Origin of the sequence: Actinoplanes lutulentus, assembly GCF_003259845.1 — a bacterium.
Taxonomy (GTDB): Bacteria; Actinomycetota; Actinomycetes; order Mycobacteriales; family Micromonosporaceae; genus Actinoplanes; species Actinoplanes lutulentus.
The window spans coordinates 252,164-269,800 of record NZ_QLMJ01000003.1; the positions used below are offsets into that span (position 1 = coordinate 252,164).

At 69.6% G+C, this 17,637-nt stretch carries 17 protein-coding genes and 1 tRNA gene; 13 read left to right on the plus strand and 5 right to left on the minus strand.

Annotated features, from left to right (window positions below; translation table 11 throughout):
* Window positions 1-31 precede the first annotated feature (31 nt).
* Complete coding sequence (locus tag B0I29_RS08115) at window positions 32-1,705, plus strand: putative bifunctional diguanylate cyclase/phosphodiesterase (RefSeq protein WP_111648275.1); 1,674 nt, start codon at window positions 32-34, stop codon at window positions 1,703-1,705.
* On the opposite strand, the gene fxsT is transcribed toward B0I29_RS08115, so the two are convergent.
* A complete protein-coding gene (gene fxsT, locus B0I29_RS08120; RefSeq protein WP_111648276.1) occupies window positions 1,702-4,125 on the minus strand; it encodes an FxSxx-COOH system tetratricopeptide repeat protein in 2,424 nt (807 codons plus the stop codon). The two genes, B0I29_RS08115 and fxsT, sit on opposite strands and share 4 nt — an antisense overlap.
* A gap of 93 nt (window positions 4,126-4,218) precedes the next feature.
* Here fxsT and B0I29_RS08125 point away from each other — a divergent pair, with 93 nt between their 5' ends.
* Window positions 4,219-4,536: an STAS domain-containing protein gene (locus tag B0I29_RS08125; RefSeq protein WP_111648277.1), complete on the plus strand. Its 318-nt coding sequence runs from the start codon at window positions 4,219-4,221 to the stop codon at window positions 4,534-4,536.
* On the opposite strand, the gene B0I29_RS08130 is transcribed toward B0I29_RS08125, so the two are convergent.
* Window positions 4,526-5,803: an MFS transporter gene (locus B0I29_RS08130; protein WP_111648278.1), complete on the minus strand. Its 1,278-nt coding sequence runs from the start codon at window positions 5,801-5,803 to the stop codon at window positions 4,526-4,528. The genes B0I29_RS08125 and B0I29_RS08130 overlap by 11 nt on opposite strands.
* A gap of 53 nt (window positions 5,804-5,856) precedes the next feature.
* Between B0I29_RS08130 and B0I29_RS08135 the strand changes: the two genes are divergently transcribed.
* The 10 genes from B0I29_RS08135 to B0I29_RS08180 all read left to right on the plus strand — a co-directional run bounded on the left by B0I29_RS08135 (window position 5,857) and on the right by B0I29_RS08180 (window position 15,172).
* Window positions 5,857-6,834, plus strand: a complete 978-nt coding sequence (locus B0I29_RS08135; protein WP_111648662.1) for a GlxA family transcriptional regulator — start codon at window positions 5,857-5,859, stop codon at window positions 6,832-6,834.
* A gap of 79 nt (window positions 6,835-6,913) precedes the next feature.
* Window positions 6,914-8,578, plus strand: a complete 1,665-nt coding sequence (locus tag B0I29_RS08140; RefSeq protein ID WP_111648663.1) for a GspE/PulE family protein — start codon at window positions 6,914-6,916, stop codon at window positions 8,576-8,578.
* Between the two features lie 120 nt (window positions 8,579-8,698).
* Window positions 8,699-9,817: a type IV pilus twitching motility protein PilT gene (locus tag B0I29_RS08145; protein WP_111648279.1), complete on the plus strand. Its 1,119-nt coding sequence runs from the start codon at window positions 8,699-8,701 to the stop codon at window positions 9,815-9,817.
* 4 nt (window positions 9,818-9,821) lie between these two features.
* The gene (locus tag B0I29_RS08150) at window positions 9,822-11,054 is read left to right on the plus strand and encodes a type II secretion system F family protein (protein WP_111648280.1); all 1,233 of its coding nucleotides are present in this window, start codon (window positions 9,822-9,824) and stop codon (window positions 11,052-11,054) included.
* Between the two features lie 82 nt (window positions 11,055-11,136).
* Window positions 11,137-11,610: a prepilin-type N-terminal cleavage/methylation domain-containing protein gene (locus B0I29_RS08155; protein ID WP_111648281.1), complete on the plus strand. Its 474-nt coding sequence runs from the start codon at window positions 11,137-11,139 to the stop codon at window positions 11,608-11,610.
* A 79-nt stretch (window positions 11,611-11,689) separates the two neighbouring features.
* Window positions 11,690-12,478: a prepilin peptidase gene (locus tag B0I29_RS08160; RefSeq protein WP_111648282.1), complete on the plus strand. Its 789-nt coding sequence runs from the start codon at window positions 11,690-11,692 to the stop codon at window positions 12,476-12,478.
* A 22-nt stretch (window positions 12,479-12,500) separates the two neighbouring features.
* On the plus strand, window positions 12,501-13,526 hold the full coding sequence (gene pilM, locus B0I29_RS08165) for a type IV pilus assembly protein PilM (protein ID WP_111648283.1): 1,026 nt from the start codon (window positions 12,501-12,503) through the stop codon (window positions 13,524-13,526).
* Window positions 13,523-14,218, plus strand: coding sequence for a hypothetical protein (locus B0I29_RS08170; protein ID WP_111648284.1), 696 nt, complete (start codon window positions 13,523-13,525; stop codon window positions 14,216-14,218). The genes pilM and B0I29_RS08170 overlap by 4 nt, the downstream gene beginning before the upstream one ends.
* On the plus strand, window positions 14,218-14,823 hold the full coding sequence (gene pilO, locus B0I29_RS08175) for a type 4a pilus biogenesis protein PilO (protein ID WP_111648285.1): 606 nt from the start codon (window positions 14,218-14,220) through the stop codon (window positions 14,821-14,823). The genes B0I29_RS08170 and pilO overlap by 1 nt, the downstream gene beginning before the upstream one ends.
* A 46-nt stretch (window positions 14,824-14,869) precedes the next feature.
* Entirely contained in the window at window positions 14,870-15,172 is a 303-nt protein-coding gene (locus B0I29_RS08180; RefSeq protein WP_111648286.1) for a hypothetical protein, read from the plus strand.
* 105 nt (window positions 15,173-15,277) lie between these two features.
* On the opposite strand, the gene B0I29_RS08185 is transcribed toward B0I29_RS08180, so the two are convergent.
* Together B0I29_RS08185 and B0I29_RS08190 are read right to left on the minus strand one after the other, a co-directional pair.
* Window positions 15,278-15,350, minus strand: a tRNA-Ala gene (locus B0I29_RS08185).
* Between the two features lie 76 nt (window positions 15,351-15,426).
* Window positions 15,427-15,975, minus strand: coding sequence for a YqgE/AlgH family protein (locus B0I29_RS08190; RefSeq protein WP_181557748.1), 549 nt, complete (start codon window positions 15,973-15,975; stop codon window positions 15,427-15,429).
* Between the two features lie 121 nt (window positions 15,976-16,096).
* Between B0I29_RS08190 and B0I29_RS08195 the strand changes: the two genes are divergently transcribed.
* Complete coding sequence (locus B0I29_RS08195) at window positions 16,097-16,903, plus strand: S-methyl-5'-thioadenosine phosphorylase (protein ID WP_111648288.1); 807 nt, start codon at window positions 16,097-16,099, stop codon at window positions 16,901-16,903.
* Between the two features lie 34 nt (window positions 16,904-16,937).
* Here B0I29_RS08195 and B0I29_RS08200 read toward each other — a convergent pair whose 3' ends face one another.
* Entirely contained in the window at window positions 16,938-17,558 is a 621-nt protein-coding gene (locus B0I29_RS08200; protein ID WP_146616744.1) for a helix-turn-helix domain-containing protein, read from the minus strand.
* Window positions 17,559-17,637: the final 79 nt, after the last annotated feature.

A 17,637-nucleotide genomic window follows, 5' to 3' on the forward strand; every position in this document is an offset into this window, starting at 1 on the left:
CCGGACCGATCTGTCTCGCCGGAGGTGGATCGTGGCTCGCAACGTTCTCTTGGATCGGGTACGGCTCGGTGTCGACGACACCGTCGTCATCGCGTCGCTCGTGCTGCTCGCCTGGCCGGCTGCCGGACCGCAGCAGCCCGGCATGGGTGACGGGCGGATCGTGCCGTTGCTGGCGGCGCTCTGTCTCGGCCTCGCCGTGCTGCTGCTCGACGGCGGCCGTCCGATGCTGCGTCATGCGGTGACCGCCGCGGCGCTGCTCGCCGCCGGTTTCCGTCACCTGAACACCGAGCTGGCGCCGGCCGCGATCTGGCTGGTGCTGCTGATCGCGGTGGCGGTGCTGGTCCGGGAGTTGCTCGGCCGTGGCGCCGAGACCGATCTGAACCGGCAGCAGAGCCTGCTCGCCCAGCACGCGTTCCGCGACCCGCTGACCGGGCTCGGCAACCGGGCGATGTTCCTGGAGTACGCCGAGGGTGTCATCGACGAGCCGACCCGCGGGCAGACCGCGGTGATCATCGTGGACCTGGACGGGTTCAAGGACATCAACGACTTCCACGGGCACGCGATCGGCGACGACCTGCTGCGTGCCGCCGCCGACCGGCTCTCGGTGAACGTCCGCGCCGGTGACACTGTCGCCCGGCTCGACGGCGACGAGTTCGCGGTGCTGCTGCCCGGCGTCGAGGACGAGCAGGCGGCTCTCGCGGTCGCCGAGCGCGTCCTGGCCGAGCTGCACCGGCCGCTCAGCGTGGCCGGCATCCCGATGAGCGTCCGGGTCAGCGCCGGTGTGGCCGTCGCCCGCGACGGCGACCGGCTGGACTCCGTGCTGGGCCGCGCCGACCAGGCGCTGTACCGGGCCAAGCAGGAGGGCGGCGGCCTGGCCCGCCGGTTCGACCCGGTGCTCTTCGCCGCGGCCGAGACCCGCCGCCGGGCCGAGGCCGACCTGATGCGCGGGCTGGACGCCGGCGAGTTCGAGGTCTACTACCAGCCGATCGTCGACCTGGACGGCGGCGAGCAGACCGTCGGCGTGGAGGCCCTGATCCGCTGGCGGCACCCGGAGCACGGCCTGATGGCGCCGGCCCAGTTCCTCGACCTCGCCGAGTCACTCGGCCTGCTCCCCCGGATCGGCGGCTGGGTCCTGGAGGAGTCCTGCCGGCAGGCGATCACCTGGCAGAACCGGTTCCCCGGGTTCGAGCTCAACGTGAACCTGTCCGCGTCGCAGCTCGGCAACCCACGGCTGATCGACGAGGTGCAGGCGGTTCTCGACCGTACCGGCCTGCCCCCGCAGGACCTGGTCCTCGAACTCACCGAGTCGGTGGCGCTCACCGACCTGGAGGAGTCGGCGCGGGTGCTCGGCGCGCTCAAGGCGCTCGGTGTCCGGCTCGCCCTCGACGACTTCGGCACCGGTTTCTCCTCGCTGAGCCACCTCAGCACCCTGCCGGTGGACGTCGTCAAGATCGACCGCTCGTTCGTCCAGGCCATGCCGGCCAGCGGCGGGGCGTCGGTGGCCGAGGCCGTGCTGCACATCGCCCGGACCTTCAACCTGGCGCCGGTCGCCGAGGGCGTCGAGGACGCGGCGACGGCGGCGTGGCTGCGGGAGCTGGGCGCGGGACGGGCGCAGGGTTACCACTTCGCCCGGCCGATGCCGGCGGCCGACGTGACCGAGTTGCTGGACCGTCAGGCTGTTGAGGTTTTCAAGGCGATCGCTTAGAGAGGCGGGAGATCGATATCGGTCTCCAGCCGCTCGCCGGCGGCGGTCCTCCGGAACACCGGATGGCCGTCGCCGAACACTTTCCGCAGCTCGTCCAAGGCCTGCTGCTGTGATCCCTCGTCGCCGTCGCCGAGAGCCAGGTTCCACGCGCAGGCCACCGTGTCCGGGTGGTCCGGGCCGCGAACCGCCCGGGACCGGCGCAGCGTGTCGGCGGCCAGCTCGCGGGCCGGCTGCGCCTCCCCCACCGCGGCCAGGTCGCCGGCCAGGCCGTTCGCACAGCTCAGCGTGAACGGGTGGTCGGCGCCGACACTGCGGCGCAGGCCACCGAGCACCTCCTGGTCGATGGTGCGGGCTTCGGCGTACCGGCCGCCGGCGCGGACCACGGCGGCCAGCCCGGCCGAGGCGGCCAGGGTGAACGGGTGCTCGTCACCGAGCACCGCGTGATAGCGGATCACGGCGCGTTCCAGCAGCTCGTGCGCCCCGGCGAGATCACCCTCGGCACGGGCGCAGTGCGCCAGCGAGACCCCGGCCGCGAGCGTGTCCACGCTCAGATCGCCGAACCGCTGCCGGCAGGCCGCGAAGTTCGCCGCGGCCAGCTCGCGGGCCTCCGGCTCACCGCGGCGGCGGGCCGCCATCGCGGCGAACCGGCCGGCCCAGAGCGCGAATGGGTGATCGGCCGGCACCCGGCCGGCCGGCTCACCGGCGAGCAGTTCGGCCGCGCCGGCGTAATCGCCGAGGCCGTACAGGTCGAAGGCGAGACCGGTCCGCGACGACAGCGTCTCCGGATGCCCGTCAACGAAGATCGCCTGGCGGTGCCGCAGGGTCTGCTCGTCGAGCGCCCGGGCGCCCCGGAAGTCGCCGAGCAGCCGCAGGTCGGCCGCGAGGTTGTTGGCGCAGCGCAGCGCGGTCGGGAAGCTCTCGCCGAACAGCCGCCGGTAACGCACCAGGTTGTCCGCGTCGAGCTGCCGGGCCTGCCCGAAGTGGCCCTGCATCCGCAGGTCGCCGCCGACGCTGTTCGCGGTGGCAAGCGTCGCCTCGTCGTCGGCGCCGAAGACCTCCCGCTGGGTACGCAACGTCTGCAGGTTCAGATTGCGGGCGTCGGCCGTGCGGCCCACCGCCCGCAACGCGTTCGCCAGGTGGAACGCGGCCAGCAGCGTCTGCTCCGCCGTCTCGCCGAGCCCGTCGCGCCAGCGGGCCACCGCCGAGCTCGCGAGGTCACGGCTGGAGTCGTAGTCACCCCGGGCGAAATGGAACCGGATGCAGTTGATGACGAGCTGGCGTACCTCTTCGGCGTCGCCGCCCAGCAGGTCGGAGTGGATCAGATGCGGGGCCAGTTCGGCGTACCGGTACCAGCCGGCCGGGTTGTCCGGGTCCCCCGGGTCGGCAGCGGCCAGCATCCCCCGGACCGTACGCAGCAGCGCCGCGTGCCGTTCCGAGGTGAGCTCCTGGCCGAACATGCCCCGGACCAGCGGGTGCACGGTGAGGCTCTCGCCGGCCGGGTCCAGATCGGCCAGACCGTAACGGCCGATCCGGCGCATCGCGGCGCGCAGCCGGCGCTCGACCCGGACCGTCCGGGACAGCTCGCCCTCCAGCGGCAGGGTGCGTGCCGCCCAGAGCAGCCGCCACGAGATCGGCGCGCTGGCCAGGAACGTGCAGAGCTCCAGCAGGATCCGGTCGGCCGGCGCGTTCTCACCCAGCGCCTCGGCGGCCAGTCCCCAGGCGACCCGGATCGGGGTGGGGAAGGCCAGCTCGGCGGCGCGTTCGTCGTACCGTCGCAGGTAATCGGCGAGCGGCCAGCCCGCGGCGTCGCGAACAGCCGAGGCCAGGTCGAGGGCCATCGGCACGTCGTCCAGACGGGACGCCAGCAGGTCGGCATCGGACGCGGACAGTTCCGGCGCCCGGGCCCGCAGCAGGTCCACACTGTCCGACCGGTCGAAGATCGGCACCGGCATCGCCTGCGCCACCTCGGCCGTCCAGCGCGGGTTGCGGCTGGTCACCAGCACATGCCCGGCCCCGCTGGGCAGGTACGGCATGATGTCCTCGGGCCGGTTCGCGTTCTCGAAGACGACCAGCCAGTTGCGGTACGGCTCCCCCCGGCTCAGCGCGTCGCGGACAGCGCCGAGCGTCCGGTTGAGATCGCGGGCCTCGGGCACACCCAGGCGCTGCGCCAGGCCGGCGAGGGCGGCGCGCATCCCGGCGTTCTGCTCGGCGGGGATCCACCAGACCAGGTCGTAACTGTCGGCGTGCCGGTAGGCATACTCCACAGCCAACTGGGTACGCCCAGTACCGCCGAGTTGGTGGTCCGGGCTCGGCAGCAACACCACCGGACCGTTGCCGAGCAGGCCACGCACCCGGGTCAGCAACTCCTCCCGGCCCACGAAGCGGGGGTTGCGCGGCGGCAGACCGCCACGGATCGGCACACTGTGCTCCTCACGTGTTGGTGATGCCGATTACCGTACGTGGAACCCCCGCCAACGCAAAGCGGGCACCCGCCCGGAACGGAAGGTCCCCCCGTGACCGATGAGATCGTGACGAGCCTGGATGTCGTCGATGGCACGGCGACCGTGTCGTTGCAGGGCGAGATCGACATCCTGACCGTGGAGCAACTGCGGGTCATCCTGGGCGAGGCGGTCGCGAGCCGTCCGCAGGAGATCGTGGTGGACATGGCCGGTGTCGCGTTCATCGACTCGACCGGGCTGGGCGCGCTGATCTCCGGATTTCAGCGCGCCCGGGACAAGGCGATCGCGTTCCGGCTCACCCGGCCGAGCGTCAACGTGCGGCAGATCCTGGTGCTGAGCGGCCTGCTGGAGGTCGTCCAGGTCACGCCTTGAGCGTTGTCAGCCCGAGCTCGGGTGACATCGTCTTGATCTTCTTACCCGCGAAGAGCATCAAACTCAGGATCGAAGCTCCGATGGCCAGGGCGCCGGCGCCGTACCACGCTGCCGTGTAGGTGCCGAGCTGGTCGCGGACCAGGCCGGCGGCGGTCGCGGCGATCGCCGCGCCGAACTGGTGCGAGGCGAAGACCCAGCCGAAGACGATCGGACCGGCCGCGCCGAAGTACTCCCGGCACAGCGTCACGGTCGGCGGCACGGTGGCCACCCAATCCAGGCCGTAAAAGAGGATGAAGACCAGCATGCTCGGGTGCGCGGTGGCGGCCAGGATGGACGGCAGCACCAGCAGCGACAGCCCGCGCAGGAAGTAATAGCCGCCGAGCAGGATCCGGCTGTCCACCCGGTCGGTCAGCCAGCCGGACGCGATGGTCCCGGCGATGTCGAAGAGCCCGACCAGCGCCAGCAGGCTCGCCGCCGTGGTCTGCGGCATCCCGTGGTCGTGCGCCGCCGGGATGAAGTGCGTGCCGACCAGACCGTTGGTGGTCGCCCCACAGATCGCGAAACCGCCGGCGAGCAGCCAGAACGCCCGCGTCTTCGCGGCGTCACGCAGGCCGCGCAGGGCGTTGCGTGCAGCACCGCCGGTGTTACGGGCCGGCCGTTCGGTGAAGGTGCCGCCCAGAGCGCTCACGCCCAGGTCGGCCGGGTGATCCCGCAGACGCCAGAAGATCAGCGGCACGACGAGAAGCGCCGCGATCGAGACCGTCAGCGCGGCGGTACGCCAGCCGTCGGACACCGCGATCCGGGAAAGCACCGGCAGGAAGATCAGGTTGCCGGTGGCGCCGCCCGCCGTGAGCACTCCGGTGACCAGGCCGCGGTGCTTCACGAACCAGCGGCCGGTGATGGTGGCGACGAACCCGAGGGCGAGCGACCCGGTACCGAGACCGACCAGCACACCCCAGCAGAGGATGAGCTGCCAGCTGTGCGACATCCACAGGGTCAGGAAGGAGCCCAGCGAGACCAGGAACAGCGCGGCCATGGCGACCCGGCGGATGCCGAACTTGTCCATCAGGGCCGCGGCGAACGGCGCGGTCAGGCCGTAGAGCAGCAGGTTCACCGACACGGCGGCCGAGATGGTGCCGAGCGACCAGCCGAACTCGTCGTGCAGCGGCTGCAGCAGGACCGACGGGGTGGCGCGGAAGCCGGCGGCGCCGATCAGCGCGATGAAGGTCACCGCGGCCACGGCCCAGGCGGGATGGATTCGTCTCACGACACAGATCCTGCTTGTTTTCCAACACGGAGACGAGTGGCCGGGAGGCCATGATGCGTAAGAATCGAGCCATGGCGCATGTGATCGGCATCTTGGTCTGCGACGGTCTGGTCCCCTTCGACCTGGGGGTGCCGACCCAGATCTTCCTGACCGCCCGGGACGAGGACGGCAACCGCCTCTACGAAGTGATCGTCTGCGGCGCCGGGCCGGTGCGGACCGAGGCGGGGTTCACGGTCATCCCGGAATTCGGCCTGGATTCACTGGCCCGGGCCGACACAGTGATCGTGCCGGGGATTCACAGCGGTGGCCCGGTCACCGACGGGACGCTGCCCTCCCCCGTGCGGGACGTGCTCTTGGCCGCGTCCGCGCGTGGGGCTCGGATCGTCTCGATCTGCACGGCCGCCTCGGTGCTGGCCGCCGCCGGGCTGCTCGACGGGCGGCCGGCCGCCACCCACTGGGCGTGGGCCAAGCGGATCGGCGGGCTCTATCCGCAGGTCGACTGGGACTTCGACGTGCTCTTCGTGGACGACGGCAACGTGCTGACGTCGGCCGGGGTGGGTGCCGGGGTGGATCTGTGCCTGCACATCGTGCGTACCGATCACGGCGCTGACGTGGCGAACCGGGTGGCCCGCCGCTGCGTCGTCCCGCCGTGGCGGGACGGCGGGCAGGCGCAGTTCATCGAGCGTCCGGTGCCGGCCGCCGGCGGCGCCGGCACCGAGGCGACCCGGACCTGGGTGCTGGAGCGGCTGGCGGAACCGGTGAGCCTGGAGGAGATGGCGGGACACGCGAGGATGAGCGTGCGCACGTTCACCCGCCGATTCCGCGATGAGACCGGGCTGAGTCCCCGGCAGTGGCTGCTGCGGCAGCGGGTGGAGCACGCGCGGATCCTGCTCGAATCGACCGACCTCGGCGTCGACGCGGTCGCCCGGCGGGCCGGCCTGGGCAGCGCCACCGCGCTCCGGCAGCATCTGCACGCCACGATCGGGGTGGCGCCTTCGGCGTACCGGAGGACATTCCGGCACACCGGCTGATCTCCCTACGGCTCAGTTCCATGGCTGATCGCCCGATGGGTCCGATACAGGACCTGTGCCGCGCTCCGCTGAGGACTCCATGGATCAGACGTTCCGCCCGTTGCTCGATGCCCTCAAGCAGATCGGTGTCGACGCTCACGCGATCGACGCGGCATCTGAAGAGGCGCAGCGCAGCGGGCGGTCCGTGCGTGCCGTCCTGATCAACGACCAGGTGGTTACCGAGGAGCAGCTGACCCAGGCGGCCGCCGCCGCGTTCGGCATCAACACCCTGGACCTGGTCGGTTTCACCCCCGATCCGACCGCGCTCAAGCGGATCCCGCTGCCGGTGGTGCTCCGGCACCGGGTGCTCGGCCTCGCCATCAACGACGGCGAGCTGGTCGTCGGCGTGACCGACCCGGCCGACGTGGTGGCCCTCGATGACGTCCGCGCGGCGACCGGCATGACCATCCGCCCGGTCGTGGTGGCCCGCAGCGAGGTCCGGCGGATCATCGAACGCCTCCAGCGCGAGGGCGCCGACCTCGCCGATCTGGCCGACGACGCTGAGGAATCCTCCGGCATGTCGGCCCAGGCGACCAGCGCCGACGACGCCCCGATCGTCCGGTACGTGAACAGCCTGATCGAGCAGGCCGTCATGAACCGCGCCTCCGACCTGCACCTGGAGCCGACCGAGGACGACATGCGGGTGCGGTACCGGATCGACGGCGTACTGCACGAGCTGGACGTGGTGCCGCGCGGCGTGATGGCCGCCCTCACGTCCCGCATCAAGATCATGTCGGGTGTCGACATCACCGAGAAGCGGCTGCCGCAGAACGGCCGGATCAGCGCGCTCATCCGGGATCGGACGGTCGACCTGCGTACCGCGACGCTGCCCACGGTCTGGGGCGAGAAGATCGTGCTCCGTGTCCTGGACACCGGCGGCATCGACCTCGACCTGGCAAAACTCGGCTTCACCCAGCACAACCTGGACCGGTTCAGCGCGTCCTTCACCAAACCGCACGGGATGGTCCTGGTCACCGGCCCGACCGGTTCCGGCAAGTCCACCACGCTGTACGCCACCCTCGGCAAGATCAGTCGGCCGGAGGTCAACGTGATCACGGTCGAGGACCCGGTCGAGTACCGGCTGCGCGGCGTGAACCAGGTCCAGGTCAACGCGAAGGCCGGGCTTACCTTCGCGGCGGTGCTGCCGGCGATTCTGCGTACCGACCCGGACGTGGTGCTGATCGGTGAGATCCGGGATGGCGCCACCGCGCAGATCGCGGTCGAGGCCGCGCTCACCGGTCACCTCCTGCTCTCCACGCTGCACACCAACGACGCCCCCGGCGCTGTCACCCGGCTCACCGAGATGGGCATCGAGCCGTTCCTGGTCGGCTCCTCGCTGGACTGCGTGCTGGCACAGCGGCTCGCCCGGCGGATCTGCGACTGGTGCAAGGAGGCGTACGCACCGACCGAAGAGGAGATCGTCGGCGCCAACTGGCCGCTGGAGGACCTGGCGTTCCCACAGGTGCTGTACCGGCCGGTGGGCTGCCGCAACTGCGCGAACACCGGTTACAAGGGCCGGATCGCGGTGCACGAGGTCATGCCGATCAGCGCGGAGATCGAGTCGTTGACCATCAAACGGGCCTCGACCGGCGAGATCCGCGAGGTCGCCCTCGAACAAGGCATGTACGAACTGCGGGCCGACGGCCTGGCCAAGGCCGCCGGCGGGCTCACCTCGATCCGGGAAGTGTCCCGGGTCGCCATCTGACGCGGCGCCGCACCTGATCGGTACTAAACACCGTCCCTTCGGTGCCGAATCAAATGTCGTCGGGACGACGGGTCATCGGGACGCCGGGTCGTCGGGACGAGGAAAGGACCGGAGCGGGAAATGGACACGATCGAGCAGGTTCGGCAGCCGGACACGGCCGCCACCTCGGACGATCTGGACGTGCTCGACCAGTTGCTCGTCACTCTGGTGGAATCTCGTGGCTCCGACCTGCACCTGACCGTCGGCTCACCGCCGATGATGCGGGTCGACGGCTCGCTGCGGCCGGTTCCCGGTTACGGCAAGCTCAACGCCTCGGACACCGAGCTTCTGGCCCACGCGGCGGTCTCGCCGGAGCAATGGGAGACCTTCCTGCGTGTGCAGGAGATGGACTTCGCGCACAGCATCGTGGGCGTCTCCCGTTTCCGCGGCAACCTCTACCGGCAGCGAACCTCCTGCGGCGCGGTCTTCCGGGCCATCCCGCACAAGATCAAGCCGCTGGACGAGCTGGGCATGCCGGAGTCGGTGTCCCGGTTCGCGCATCTGCCGCGTGGCCTGGTGCTGGTCACCGGCCCGACCGGCTCCGGCAAGACCACGACCCTGGCCTCGCTTCTCGATCTGGCGAACCGCACCCGGGCCGACCACATCATCACGATCGAGGACCCGATCGAGTTCCTGCACCCGCACAAGCGCAGCGTGGTCAATCAGCGCGAGGTGGGCACCGACACCGACAACTTCGCCAGTGCGCTCAAGCACGCGCTGCGGCAGGACCCGGACATCATCCTGGTTGGCGAGCTGCGTGACCTGGAGACGACCGCGACCGCGCTGACCGCCGCGGAGACCGGTCACCTCGTGCTGGCGACGCTGCACACGCAGAGCGCCACACAGACCATCGACCGTGTCATCGACATCTTCCCGCCGCACCAGCAACTCCAGATCCGCGCCCAGCTGGCAGCCAGCCTCCAGGGCGTGATCACCCAGGCGCTGGCGCCGAAGGCCGACGGAAAAGGACGCGTCGTGATCGCCGAGATCCTGACCGCGACCCCCGCCATCCGGAGCCTGATCCGTGAGGGCAAGTCGCACCAGATCCCGTCCTTCATGCAGGCCGGTGCCAGCGAGGGCATGCTCGCCTTCGATCAGCACCTGGCCGAGAAGGTCCGGGAGGGCTCGATCAGCCTGACGACCGCGCTGGAGATCAGCCACTCACCGGACGAGCTCAAACGGCTCGTGGGACGGGCGTGATCAGATGCCGGCCACCAAGGTCTGGAACTACAACACGATCGACGCCCAGGGAAAGAAATCCAAGGGCACGATCGAGGCGCCCAACGAGGCCGCCGCCACACACATGCTGCGCCAGCGTGGCGAGGTTCCGCTCGGGCTGACCGAAGCGGGCCAGGGCATGCAGCGCGAGGTCAAGATCCCTGGCTTCGGCAACCGGGTCAAGATCAAGGACGTCGCGGTCTTCGCCCGGCAGTTCGCCACGATGACCGCGTCCGGCATGTCGCTGCTGCGTTCGCTGTCGATCCTTGAGGAGCAGACGTCCTCGCCACCGCTGAAGAAGGCGATCGCCGAGGTTCGTACCGACGTCGCCAGCGGTTCGGGACTCTCCGTCTCGATGGCCAAGCACGATCGGGTCTTCCCACGCCTGATGATCGCCATGATCCGGGCCGGCGAGACCGGCGGCATGATCGACAAGGCTCTCGAACAGATCGCACAGAGCCTGGAGAAGGACACCGCGCTCCGCGGCAAGATCAAAGGCGCGCTGACCTACCCGGCGATCGTGCTCGGCTTCACCTTCGTCATGATCGCCGCGGTTCTCGTCTTCATCGTTCCGATCTTCGAGGCGATGTTCAAGAACCTCGGCGGCGAGCTGCCCGGAATCACCCAGTTCCTCGTGACGACCAGCCACAACATGGGCTGGATCGGCCCGCTCGTCATCGGCATCGGCGCGGGAACCAGCTTCGCGTACAAGCGCCAGATGCGGGCGAGCGCCGATTTCCGGTACAAGGTCGACGGAATCAAGCTGCGCATGCCGGTCTTCGGGTCGCTGCTGCGCAAGCTGGCGATGAGCCGGTTCTCCCGCAACCTGGGGCTTCTGCTCAACGTCGGCGTCCCGGTCATGCAGGCGCTGTCGGTGGTCGGCGAGACCACCGGCAACGAGGTCATCAACGTCGCCATGAAAGACGTCCAGGCCACCGTCCGTGACGGTCAGCCGATGTCCTCGGCCCTGCGCAACCACAAAATCTTTCCCGAAATGGTCACACAGATGATCGAAGTCGGTGAAGAAAGCGGCCAAATCAGTCAGATGCTGGACAAGGTTGCCGACTTCTACGACAGAGAGGTCGACGAGGCAGCCGAATCACTGACGGCGTCGATCGAACCCATCATGGTGCTCGTCATGGGCGCCGTGGTCGGCGGCATGGTCGTCTGCCTCTACCTGCCGATGTTCACGATTTACCAGAACATCCAGACGAGCTGATCCTCAGCATTCCCGGCGGCTCCCGACTGCCGGTTTCGCACCACCTTCCCCGCCCCACCCTCATGCCCTGGAGGCACCCCGAATGCAGGACGTCATCGCCAAGCTCCGCGCCAAGAAGGCCGACGAAGGCTTCACCCTGATCGAGCTCCTCGTGGTCGTGGTCATCATCGGTGTCCTCGTCGCCATCGCGGTCCCGGTCTACCTGAACTACCGCCAGGGTGCGGCCGACAAGTCGGCACAGTCCGACGTGCGCGGCGCGATCAGCGCGGTGGAGCAGTTCTACACGAACAACGGCAACGCGTACCCGACCGACAAGGCCAGCGCCACCGCTGCCACTTCGCTGGACCTGCCGGCCATCGGCACCGGCACCAAGGCCACCATCACGCTCTCTGACAAGACCCAGCTGGCCTACGTCCCGAACGGCACCACCGCCTACCTGCTCTGCGCGAACAACACCGGCGGCAGCGGCAAGTGGTACCTCTACGACAGCTCCACCGGTGGCTCCGTCAAGACCGTCAGCGGCACGCTCTCGCTGACCACCTGCAAGACCGCCTGATTCGCCACTTCGGTCCCGGGCATCGCGCCCGGGACCGAAGGCACCGCAGGGAACCCCGCCGCGAGCCGATAGGAACGACATGACGGAGACGGTGCTGCTGTTCTGCCTGGCCGGCGTGCTCGGTCTTGCGGTCGGCTCGTTCCTCAACGTGGTGATCTACCGGGTTCCTCGCGGCGAGTCGCTGGTACGGCCCGGCTCGCACTGCCCGCACTGCGACAGCGCGGTACGCCCGCGGCACAACGTCCCGGTGCTCGGCTGGCTGCTGCTGCGCGGCCGGTGCGCGGACTGCCGCACCCCGATCAGCGTCCGGTACCCCCTGGTCGAGGCCGGGACGGCCGCCCTGTTCGTGGCGGTCGGCGCCCGGTTCGGCTGGTCCTGGGAACTACCCGCCTACCTCTATCTCGCGGCCGTCGCGATCGCCCTGGCGCTCATCGACCTGGACGTCATGCGACTGCCCGACAAGATCGTCCTCCCTTCGTACGCGGTGGCCGTCGCCCTTCTGGTGCCGGTCTCGCTGGCCGCCGGTGATCTGAGCGCGGTCATCCGGGGCCTCGTGGCAGCCGTCGCGCTCTACGTCTTCTACCTGGTCATCTCCTTCTGGGGGATGGGCGGCGGTGATGTGAAGCTCGCGCCGCTGCTCGGCTTCTATCTCGGCTGGCTCGGCTGGGGCGCGGTCGCGATCGGCGCGTTCGCCGGCTTCCTGCTCGGCGGGCTGGTCGGCGCGGTCCTGCTCGCACTCAAGCTCGCCAGCCGCAAGAGCAAGATCCCGTTCGGCCCGTACATGCTGGCCGGCGCGTTCCTCGCGGTCTTCGCGGCGACGCCGCTCGGCGACTGGTACAGCAACCTGCTCGTGGCACCCACGCTCTGACCGCTGATAGGAAGGAAGGCCGATGGCCGGCGCAACACCGATCGGGCTCGACATCGGCTCGTCCTCTATCCGGGCGGTCGAGGTACGCCGCTCCAAAGACGACTACACCCTGATCAATTTCGGGCAGTTCCCGCTCCCGCCCGGCACCGTCACCGGCGGCGTCATCCAGGACCCGATCGCCGTCACGGCGGCGTTGAAGCAGCTCTGGGCCGCCTGCCGGTTCGGCACCAAGAAGGTCGCCATCGGCGTCACCAACCCGCAGCTGGTGGTCCGTGAGATGTCGATCGCCAACCTGCCGGCCAACCAGATGAAGCAGGCCCTGCCGTTCCAGGTCAAGGAGGCTCTGCCGCTCGCGGTCGAGCGCTCGCTGCTGGACTTCCTCCCGCTGGAGGAGCCCGGCGACAACCCGACCGTCCGCGGCCTGCTGATCGCCATGCCGAAGGACTCCGTGGTGACCATGGTGCAGTCCGTGGAGAAGGCCGGCCTCCAGGTCACCGGCGTCGACCTGGCCTCGTTCGCGCTGCTGCGGTCCGCGTCCCGGCTGGACGCGCAGGTCGAGGCGATCGTCGACATCGGCGCCAACATCACCAGCGTCGTGGTGCATGCGGACGGGGAGCCGATCTTCGTGCGTACCCTCCCCCGCGGTGGCACCGAGGTGACCGAGAGCATCGCGACCCGGCTGGGTGTCGACACGGCCGAGGCCGAGGCGATCAAGTGCCGCAACGGGCTGCACGGCGACGGCAACCCGGACACCGTCGCGGCGCTCACCGACGCGGTCCGGCCGCTCGCCAGCGAGCTGCGCAGTTCCTTCACCTATCTCGCTTCCGGCGAGCGGCAGAAGCAGGTCACCCGGGTGTCGCTCTGCGGCGGCAGCGCACTGATGCCCGGCCTCGCCGAGCACCTCCAGGAGCAGCTCGGCGTCGCGGTGATGTACGCGGACTCGACGGCCCGCCTGCGTGACACCCGGAAGGCCCGCGAACGCGGATTCGACAGTTTCGTGCCGTCGGCGGCGGTGTCGATCGGCCTCACCCTGGGAGCGTCGCGATGACCACGGTCCTGATGCCGCTCGACCCCTCGGTCTCCCCCGCGCAGGCGGCCCGGGTGCTGAGCATCCGCGCCGACCTGCTGCCGCCGGAGATCCGGGACGGCCGGCGCGCCCGGCGTACCCGCGGGTTCGTCCTGGTCTCGCTGACGGTCGTGCTCGCCCTGCTCGGCGGCTGGTACTGGCTCGCCGTGCAGGACCTGGACGCCGCGCGTACCGAGAACAACGACGCCTTCGCCCAGCTCACCGACGCGCAGCGGGCCCAGCAGAAGGACCCCGAGGTGCAGGGCCTCATCAAGGTCGAGAACGGCACCACCCTGCTCGCCAACGAACTCAAGGCCGCACTCGCGAACGACCTCTCCTGGGCGAACATGCTGGACCTGATCCGGGACCGGGCCGACGACGTGGACGTGACGGTCGGCGAGATCACCGGGTCGCTCGACAGCGCGAACAGCGACACCAGCGTCGCCGGTGAGGTCGGCAGCCTGACCGTGACCGGTTCCGCCAAGAACAAGAAGGTCGTCGCGGCGTACGTGGACGCGCTCAGCGACCTGGAGGACGTCTCGAACCCGTTCGTCAGCAGCATCGCCGGCAACAACGGCAAGGTCTCCTTCAGCATCACCGTGACCATCACCGAGGACGCGCTCTGCGGCCGCCTCGTGGACTCCGACCACGTCTGCCCGAGCGGAGGAAAGTGATGACCGCGCGTCGCATCGACAGCATCTGGCTCATCGGCGGGCTCTCGCTGATCGCCGTCCTGATCATCGCCAGCTGGTTCATCCTGATCAAGCCGAAGTACGCCGAAGCGGACGGCGAGCGTGAGCAGGCCGGCACCATCGCGGCCCAGGTGAGCACGCTGAAGAGCAAGTACTCGCAGCAGCAGAAGCGCGCCGAGAACCTCGACCAGTACATGACCGAGCTGGCCACGTACCAGGCCGCCCTGCCGCAGAGCAGCAACAACAACAGCATTCCGGCGTTCCTGCGCGAGCTGCAGGCCCTCGGCACCAAGCTCGACGTCGACGTCAGCGGTTACAGCGCCGCCGAGCCGGAGACCTCCGACGACGCCGGCACGGTCACCGAGCTGCCGATCACGCTCAACGCGTCCGGCAAGACGACGAACCTGAGCAAGTTCCTCAAGCAGTTGCAGAACACGCAGCCACGCGCGGTGCTGATCGAGAGCGCCTCCCTGACGATCGAGAGCAGCACCGCGGCATCGGTGACGCTGGCCCTGAACGCCTTCATCACCTCATCCGAGACGGTCGACCTGGACGAGCTGAAGAAGGACCTGGAGGAAGCCTCCTGACCCGCGGCCGGATTGCCGTACCGCCCGGCGGGGCATGGATCGACGTATGGCTGTGCTGAATCGCTTGATCACGGTGGACGGTGTCGTTTACCGCTGGCGCGTCCGCAAACGCCCATCCCACCCGTCCCCGCTCTCCTTCGCCGTGGAGCGAGCCGACCGCCGAGGCGCCATCCTCCTGGCCACCGTCGGCGGCACCCCCGGCGACTGGATCGGCACAGCCACCGTCCCAGCCCTGGTAGCCACGATGGTCCGGCAGGCCCAGGACCAGGGCTGGCACCCCGACCAACCAGGCCCAGCCTTCGCTTTACGCGTACCGGAAATGAAGCCGGCGCAGAAGCGCGAAGGGTGACCATCGCAACGCGGGGTTTCCGGGGGCTCGGCCCCCGGAGCAGAAATGACGAAGGGCGGCCGATGTTCGCGCACTCGCGAACACAGACCGCCCAACCGCTCGGAGTGGAGCTGAGGGGACTCGAACCCCTGACCCCCACACTGCCAGTGTGGTGCGCTACCAGCTGCGCCACAGCCCCTTGCGGTGTCCCCGGCGTTTCCCCCGGGCACGGTGGAAATACTACACAACCTTCGGGCGAGGCTTCAGCCACCCCCTCAGTTGAGGGCTGGGTCCGGTGGGAAATGGGCGACCGCTGCGAGGATGTCGCCCTGGCGTTTCAGGACCATGGCCCAGAGGTCGTCGGGGCGTTCGACGAAGGGGTCGCCGGGGAGCGCGTCGAAGACGAACCAGGAGCCGGCGGCGATCTCTTCTTCGAGCTGGCCGGCTGACCAGCCGGAATAGCCGGCGAAGACGCGGATGCCGGCGACGTTCTCGCGCATCCGGTCCGGGTCGGCGGAGAGGTCGAGGGTGCCGAGGGATCCGCTGACCGTGTGGAAGCCGGTCACGCGCTTTTTCACCTCGGGACGGGTACGCGCCAGGCAGATGGCCGACTCGGGCTGGACCGGGCCGCCCTCGAAGAGCACAGCGGGGTCACCGGCGAGCTCACCCCAATTGCCGAGCACCTCGGCGACCGGCACCTCGGTCGCCCGGTTGAGGACGACGCCGAGGGCGCCGCCGGTCTCGTGGGCGACCAGCAGCACGACCGTACGGTCGAAGTTCGGGTCTTTCAGGGTGGGCGTGGCAACAAGCAACTGACCGGTCATCGACTCCACAGACCGGCCTCCCACCCGCTGCCCTTCACCGAACACGTGATCCCGCCGTCCGCTCGACGTAGCCATGACTCGCACATTAGCTTGCGTTTCCGGCCACGGATAAGGTCTGGACATGAACCCGCCACCTACGGCAGCAGAGATCGGTGTCATCGGCGGATCGGGGCTGTACGCGCTCCTCGACAACGCCACGGAGTTCGAGGTGACAACGCCGTACGGCGCGCCCTCCGACAAGGTCACGATCGCCGAGGTGGGCGGGCGCCGGGTGGCGTTCCTGCCGCGGCACGGGCGTGACCACCGGTTTCCGCCGCACAAGATTCCGTACCGTGCCAACCTGTGGGCGCTGCGCTCGCTCGGCGTACGCCAGATCGTCGCCCCGTGCGCGGTCGGCGGGCTTCGCCCGGAGCTCGGCCCGGGCACGTTCGTGGTGCCGGACCAGCTGATCGACCGGACCAGCGGCCGCGAGCAGACCTTCTACGACCAGGGCGCGGTGCACGTTTCCTTCGCCGACCCGTACTGCCCGGCCGGCCGCGCCGCGGTGCTGGATTCCGCCGCGCGGGTGAACGCCGTCGACGGCGGCACCATGGTGGTCGTGGAAGGACCGCGCTTCTCCACCCGCGCCGAGTCCCGCTGGTTCACCGCGATCGGCGGCACGATCGTGAACATGACCGGTCACCCGGAAGCGGTCCTGGCCCGCGAGCTGGAGCTCTGCTACACGGCGATCGCTCTGGTGACCGATCTGGACGCGGGCGTCGAGGGCGGCGAGGCCGTCACCCACGAGGAGGTCTTCCGGGTCTTCGGCGAGAACACGGCCCGGCTGCGTGAGGTGCTGCTGGACGCGGTGGTCAAGCTACCTGCCGAGCGTTCCTGCCCCTGCAAGGATGCCCTGGCGGGCATCAAACTGCCGATTCAACTGCCTTGAGGGTACGGGAGTGAGCGCCCGCTGAGGACGCGTCTCATCCCCGTCCCGGATCCGCCGGGTCCAGTCCGGCGATCGCGGCCAGACTCGCCGCCGGTAGGTCCAGCGCCCGGGCCACCTCTTCGACCATCGCCCGTTCGGGGGCCAGATATCCGGCCCGAAGCCCTCGGATCGTCGAGATGGCCCGGCCGGTCAGCATGGCCATGTCTTGGTAGGACAGGCCGCGCATCTCCACCAGCATCTGGAACACGGCGCCGAAGGGGTGCGGCTCCGGTTCGCCCGCCGGCGCGAATCCGGGCCCGATGACCCGATCCCCGATCTTGATCTGCCAACGGAGGAGCCGGTTCTCCAGCAGCCTCACCCGGGCCGAGAACTCCTGCACCTCGCCGGCGTCCGCGGTCACGGAACCGGGCACGGTCACCTCGACGACCTGCACGGCGCCGGGCCGCAGACCCCGGGATGGCGAGCTGGGAAGCACCGCTCCCACCTCGGCGACCCGCCAGGCCCGATTCCACCACGGCAACTCGCCCAGCAGGTCGTCGAGAAACGTCGCCAGCACCGCCCGATCAGCGGGCGACGGCCGATCCGAAGAGACACCTCGCCGATCGGTCAGCGCCTCGACCACGGCGGCGTCCAGTCGATGACCCTCATTCATCATCGTCAAATGGTAAGGCGCTCGCGGCGGCCGTCGAGAAAGCGCGACCGCCACCTCAGCCTTGGCCGGCGTGGTGAGAAAC

Coding starts and splice junctions, on each gene's coding strand:
- B0I29_RS08135 (WP_111648662.1), top strand. CDS start 5,857: ATGCGTAAGAATCGAGCCATGGCGCATGTGATCGGCATCTTGGTCTGC.
- B0I29_RS08140 (WP_111648663.1), top strand. CDS start 6,914: ATGGATCAGACGTTCCGCCCGTTGCTCGATGCCCTCAAGCAGATCGGT.
- B0I29_RS08145 (WP_111648279.1), top strand. CDS start 8,699: ATGGACACGATCGAGCAGGTTCGGCAGCCGGACACGGCCGCCACCTCG.
- B0I29_RS08150 (WP_111648280.1), top strand. CDS start 9,822: ATGCCGGCCACCAAGGTCTGGAACTACAACACGATCGACGCCCAGGGA.
- B0I29_RS08155 (WP_111648281.1), top strand. CDS start 11,137: ATGCAGGACGTCATCGCCAAGCTCCGCGCCAAGAAGGCCGACGAAGGC.
- B0I29_RS08160 (WP_111648282.1), top strand. CDS start 11,690: ATGACGGAGACGGTGCTGCTGTTCTGCCTGGCCGGCGTGCTCGGTCTT.
- pilM (WP_111648283.1), top strand. CDS start 12,501: ATGGCCGGCGCAACACCGATCGGGCTCGACATCGGCTCGTCCTCTATC.
- B0I29_RS08170 (WP_111648284.1), top strand. CDS start 13,523: ATGACCACGGTCCTGATGCCGCTCGACCCCTCGGTCTCCCCCGCGCAG.
- pilO (WP_111648285.1), top strand. CDS start 14,218: ATGACCGCGCGTCGCATCGACAGCATCTGGCTCATCGGCGGGCTCTCG.
- B0I29_RS08180 (WP_111648286.1), top strand. CDS start 14,870: ATGGCTGTGCTGAATCGCTTGATCACGGTGGACGGTGTCGTTTACCGC.
- B0I29_RS08190 (WP_181557748.1), bottom strand. CDS start 15,975: ATGACCGGTCAGTTGCTTGTTGCCACGCCCACCCTGAAAGACCCGAAC.
- B0I29_RS08195 (WP_111648288.1), top strand. CDS start 16,097: ATGAACCCGCCACCTACGGCAGCAGAGATCGGTGTCATCGGCGGATCG.
- B0I29_RS08200 (WP_146616744.1), bottom strand. CDS start 17,558: ATGATGAATGAGGGTCATCGACTGGACGCCGCCGTGGTCGAGGCGCTG.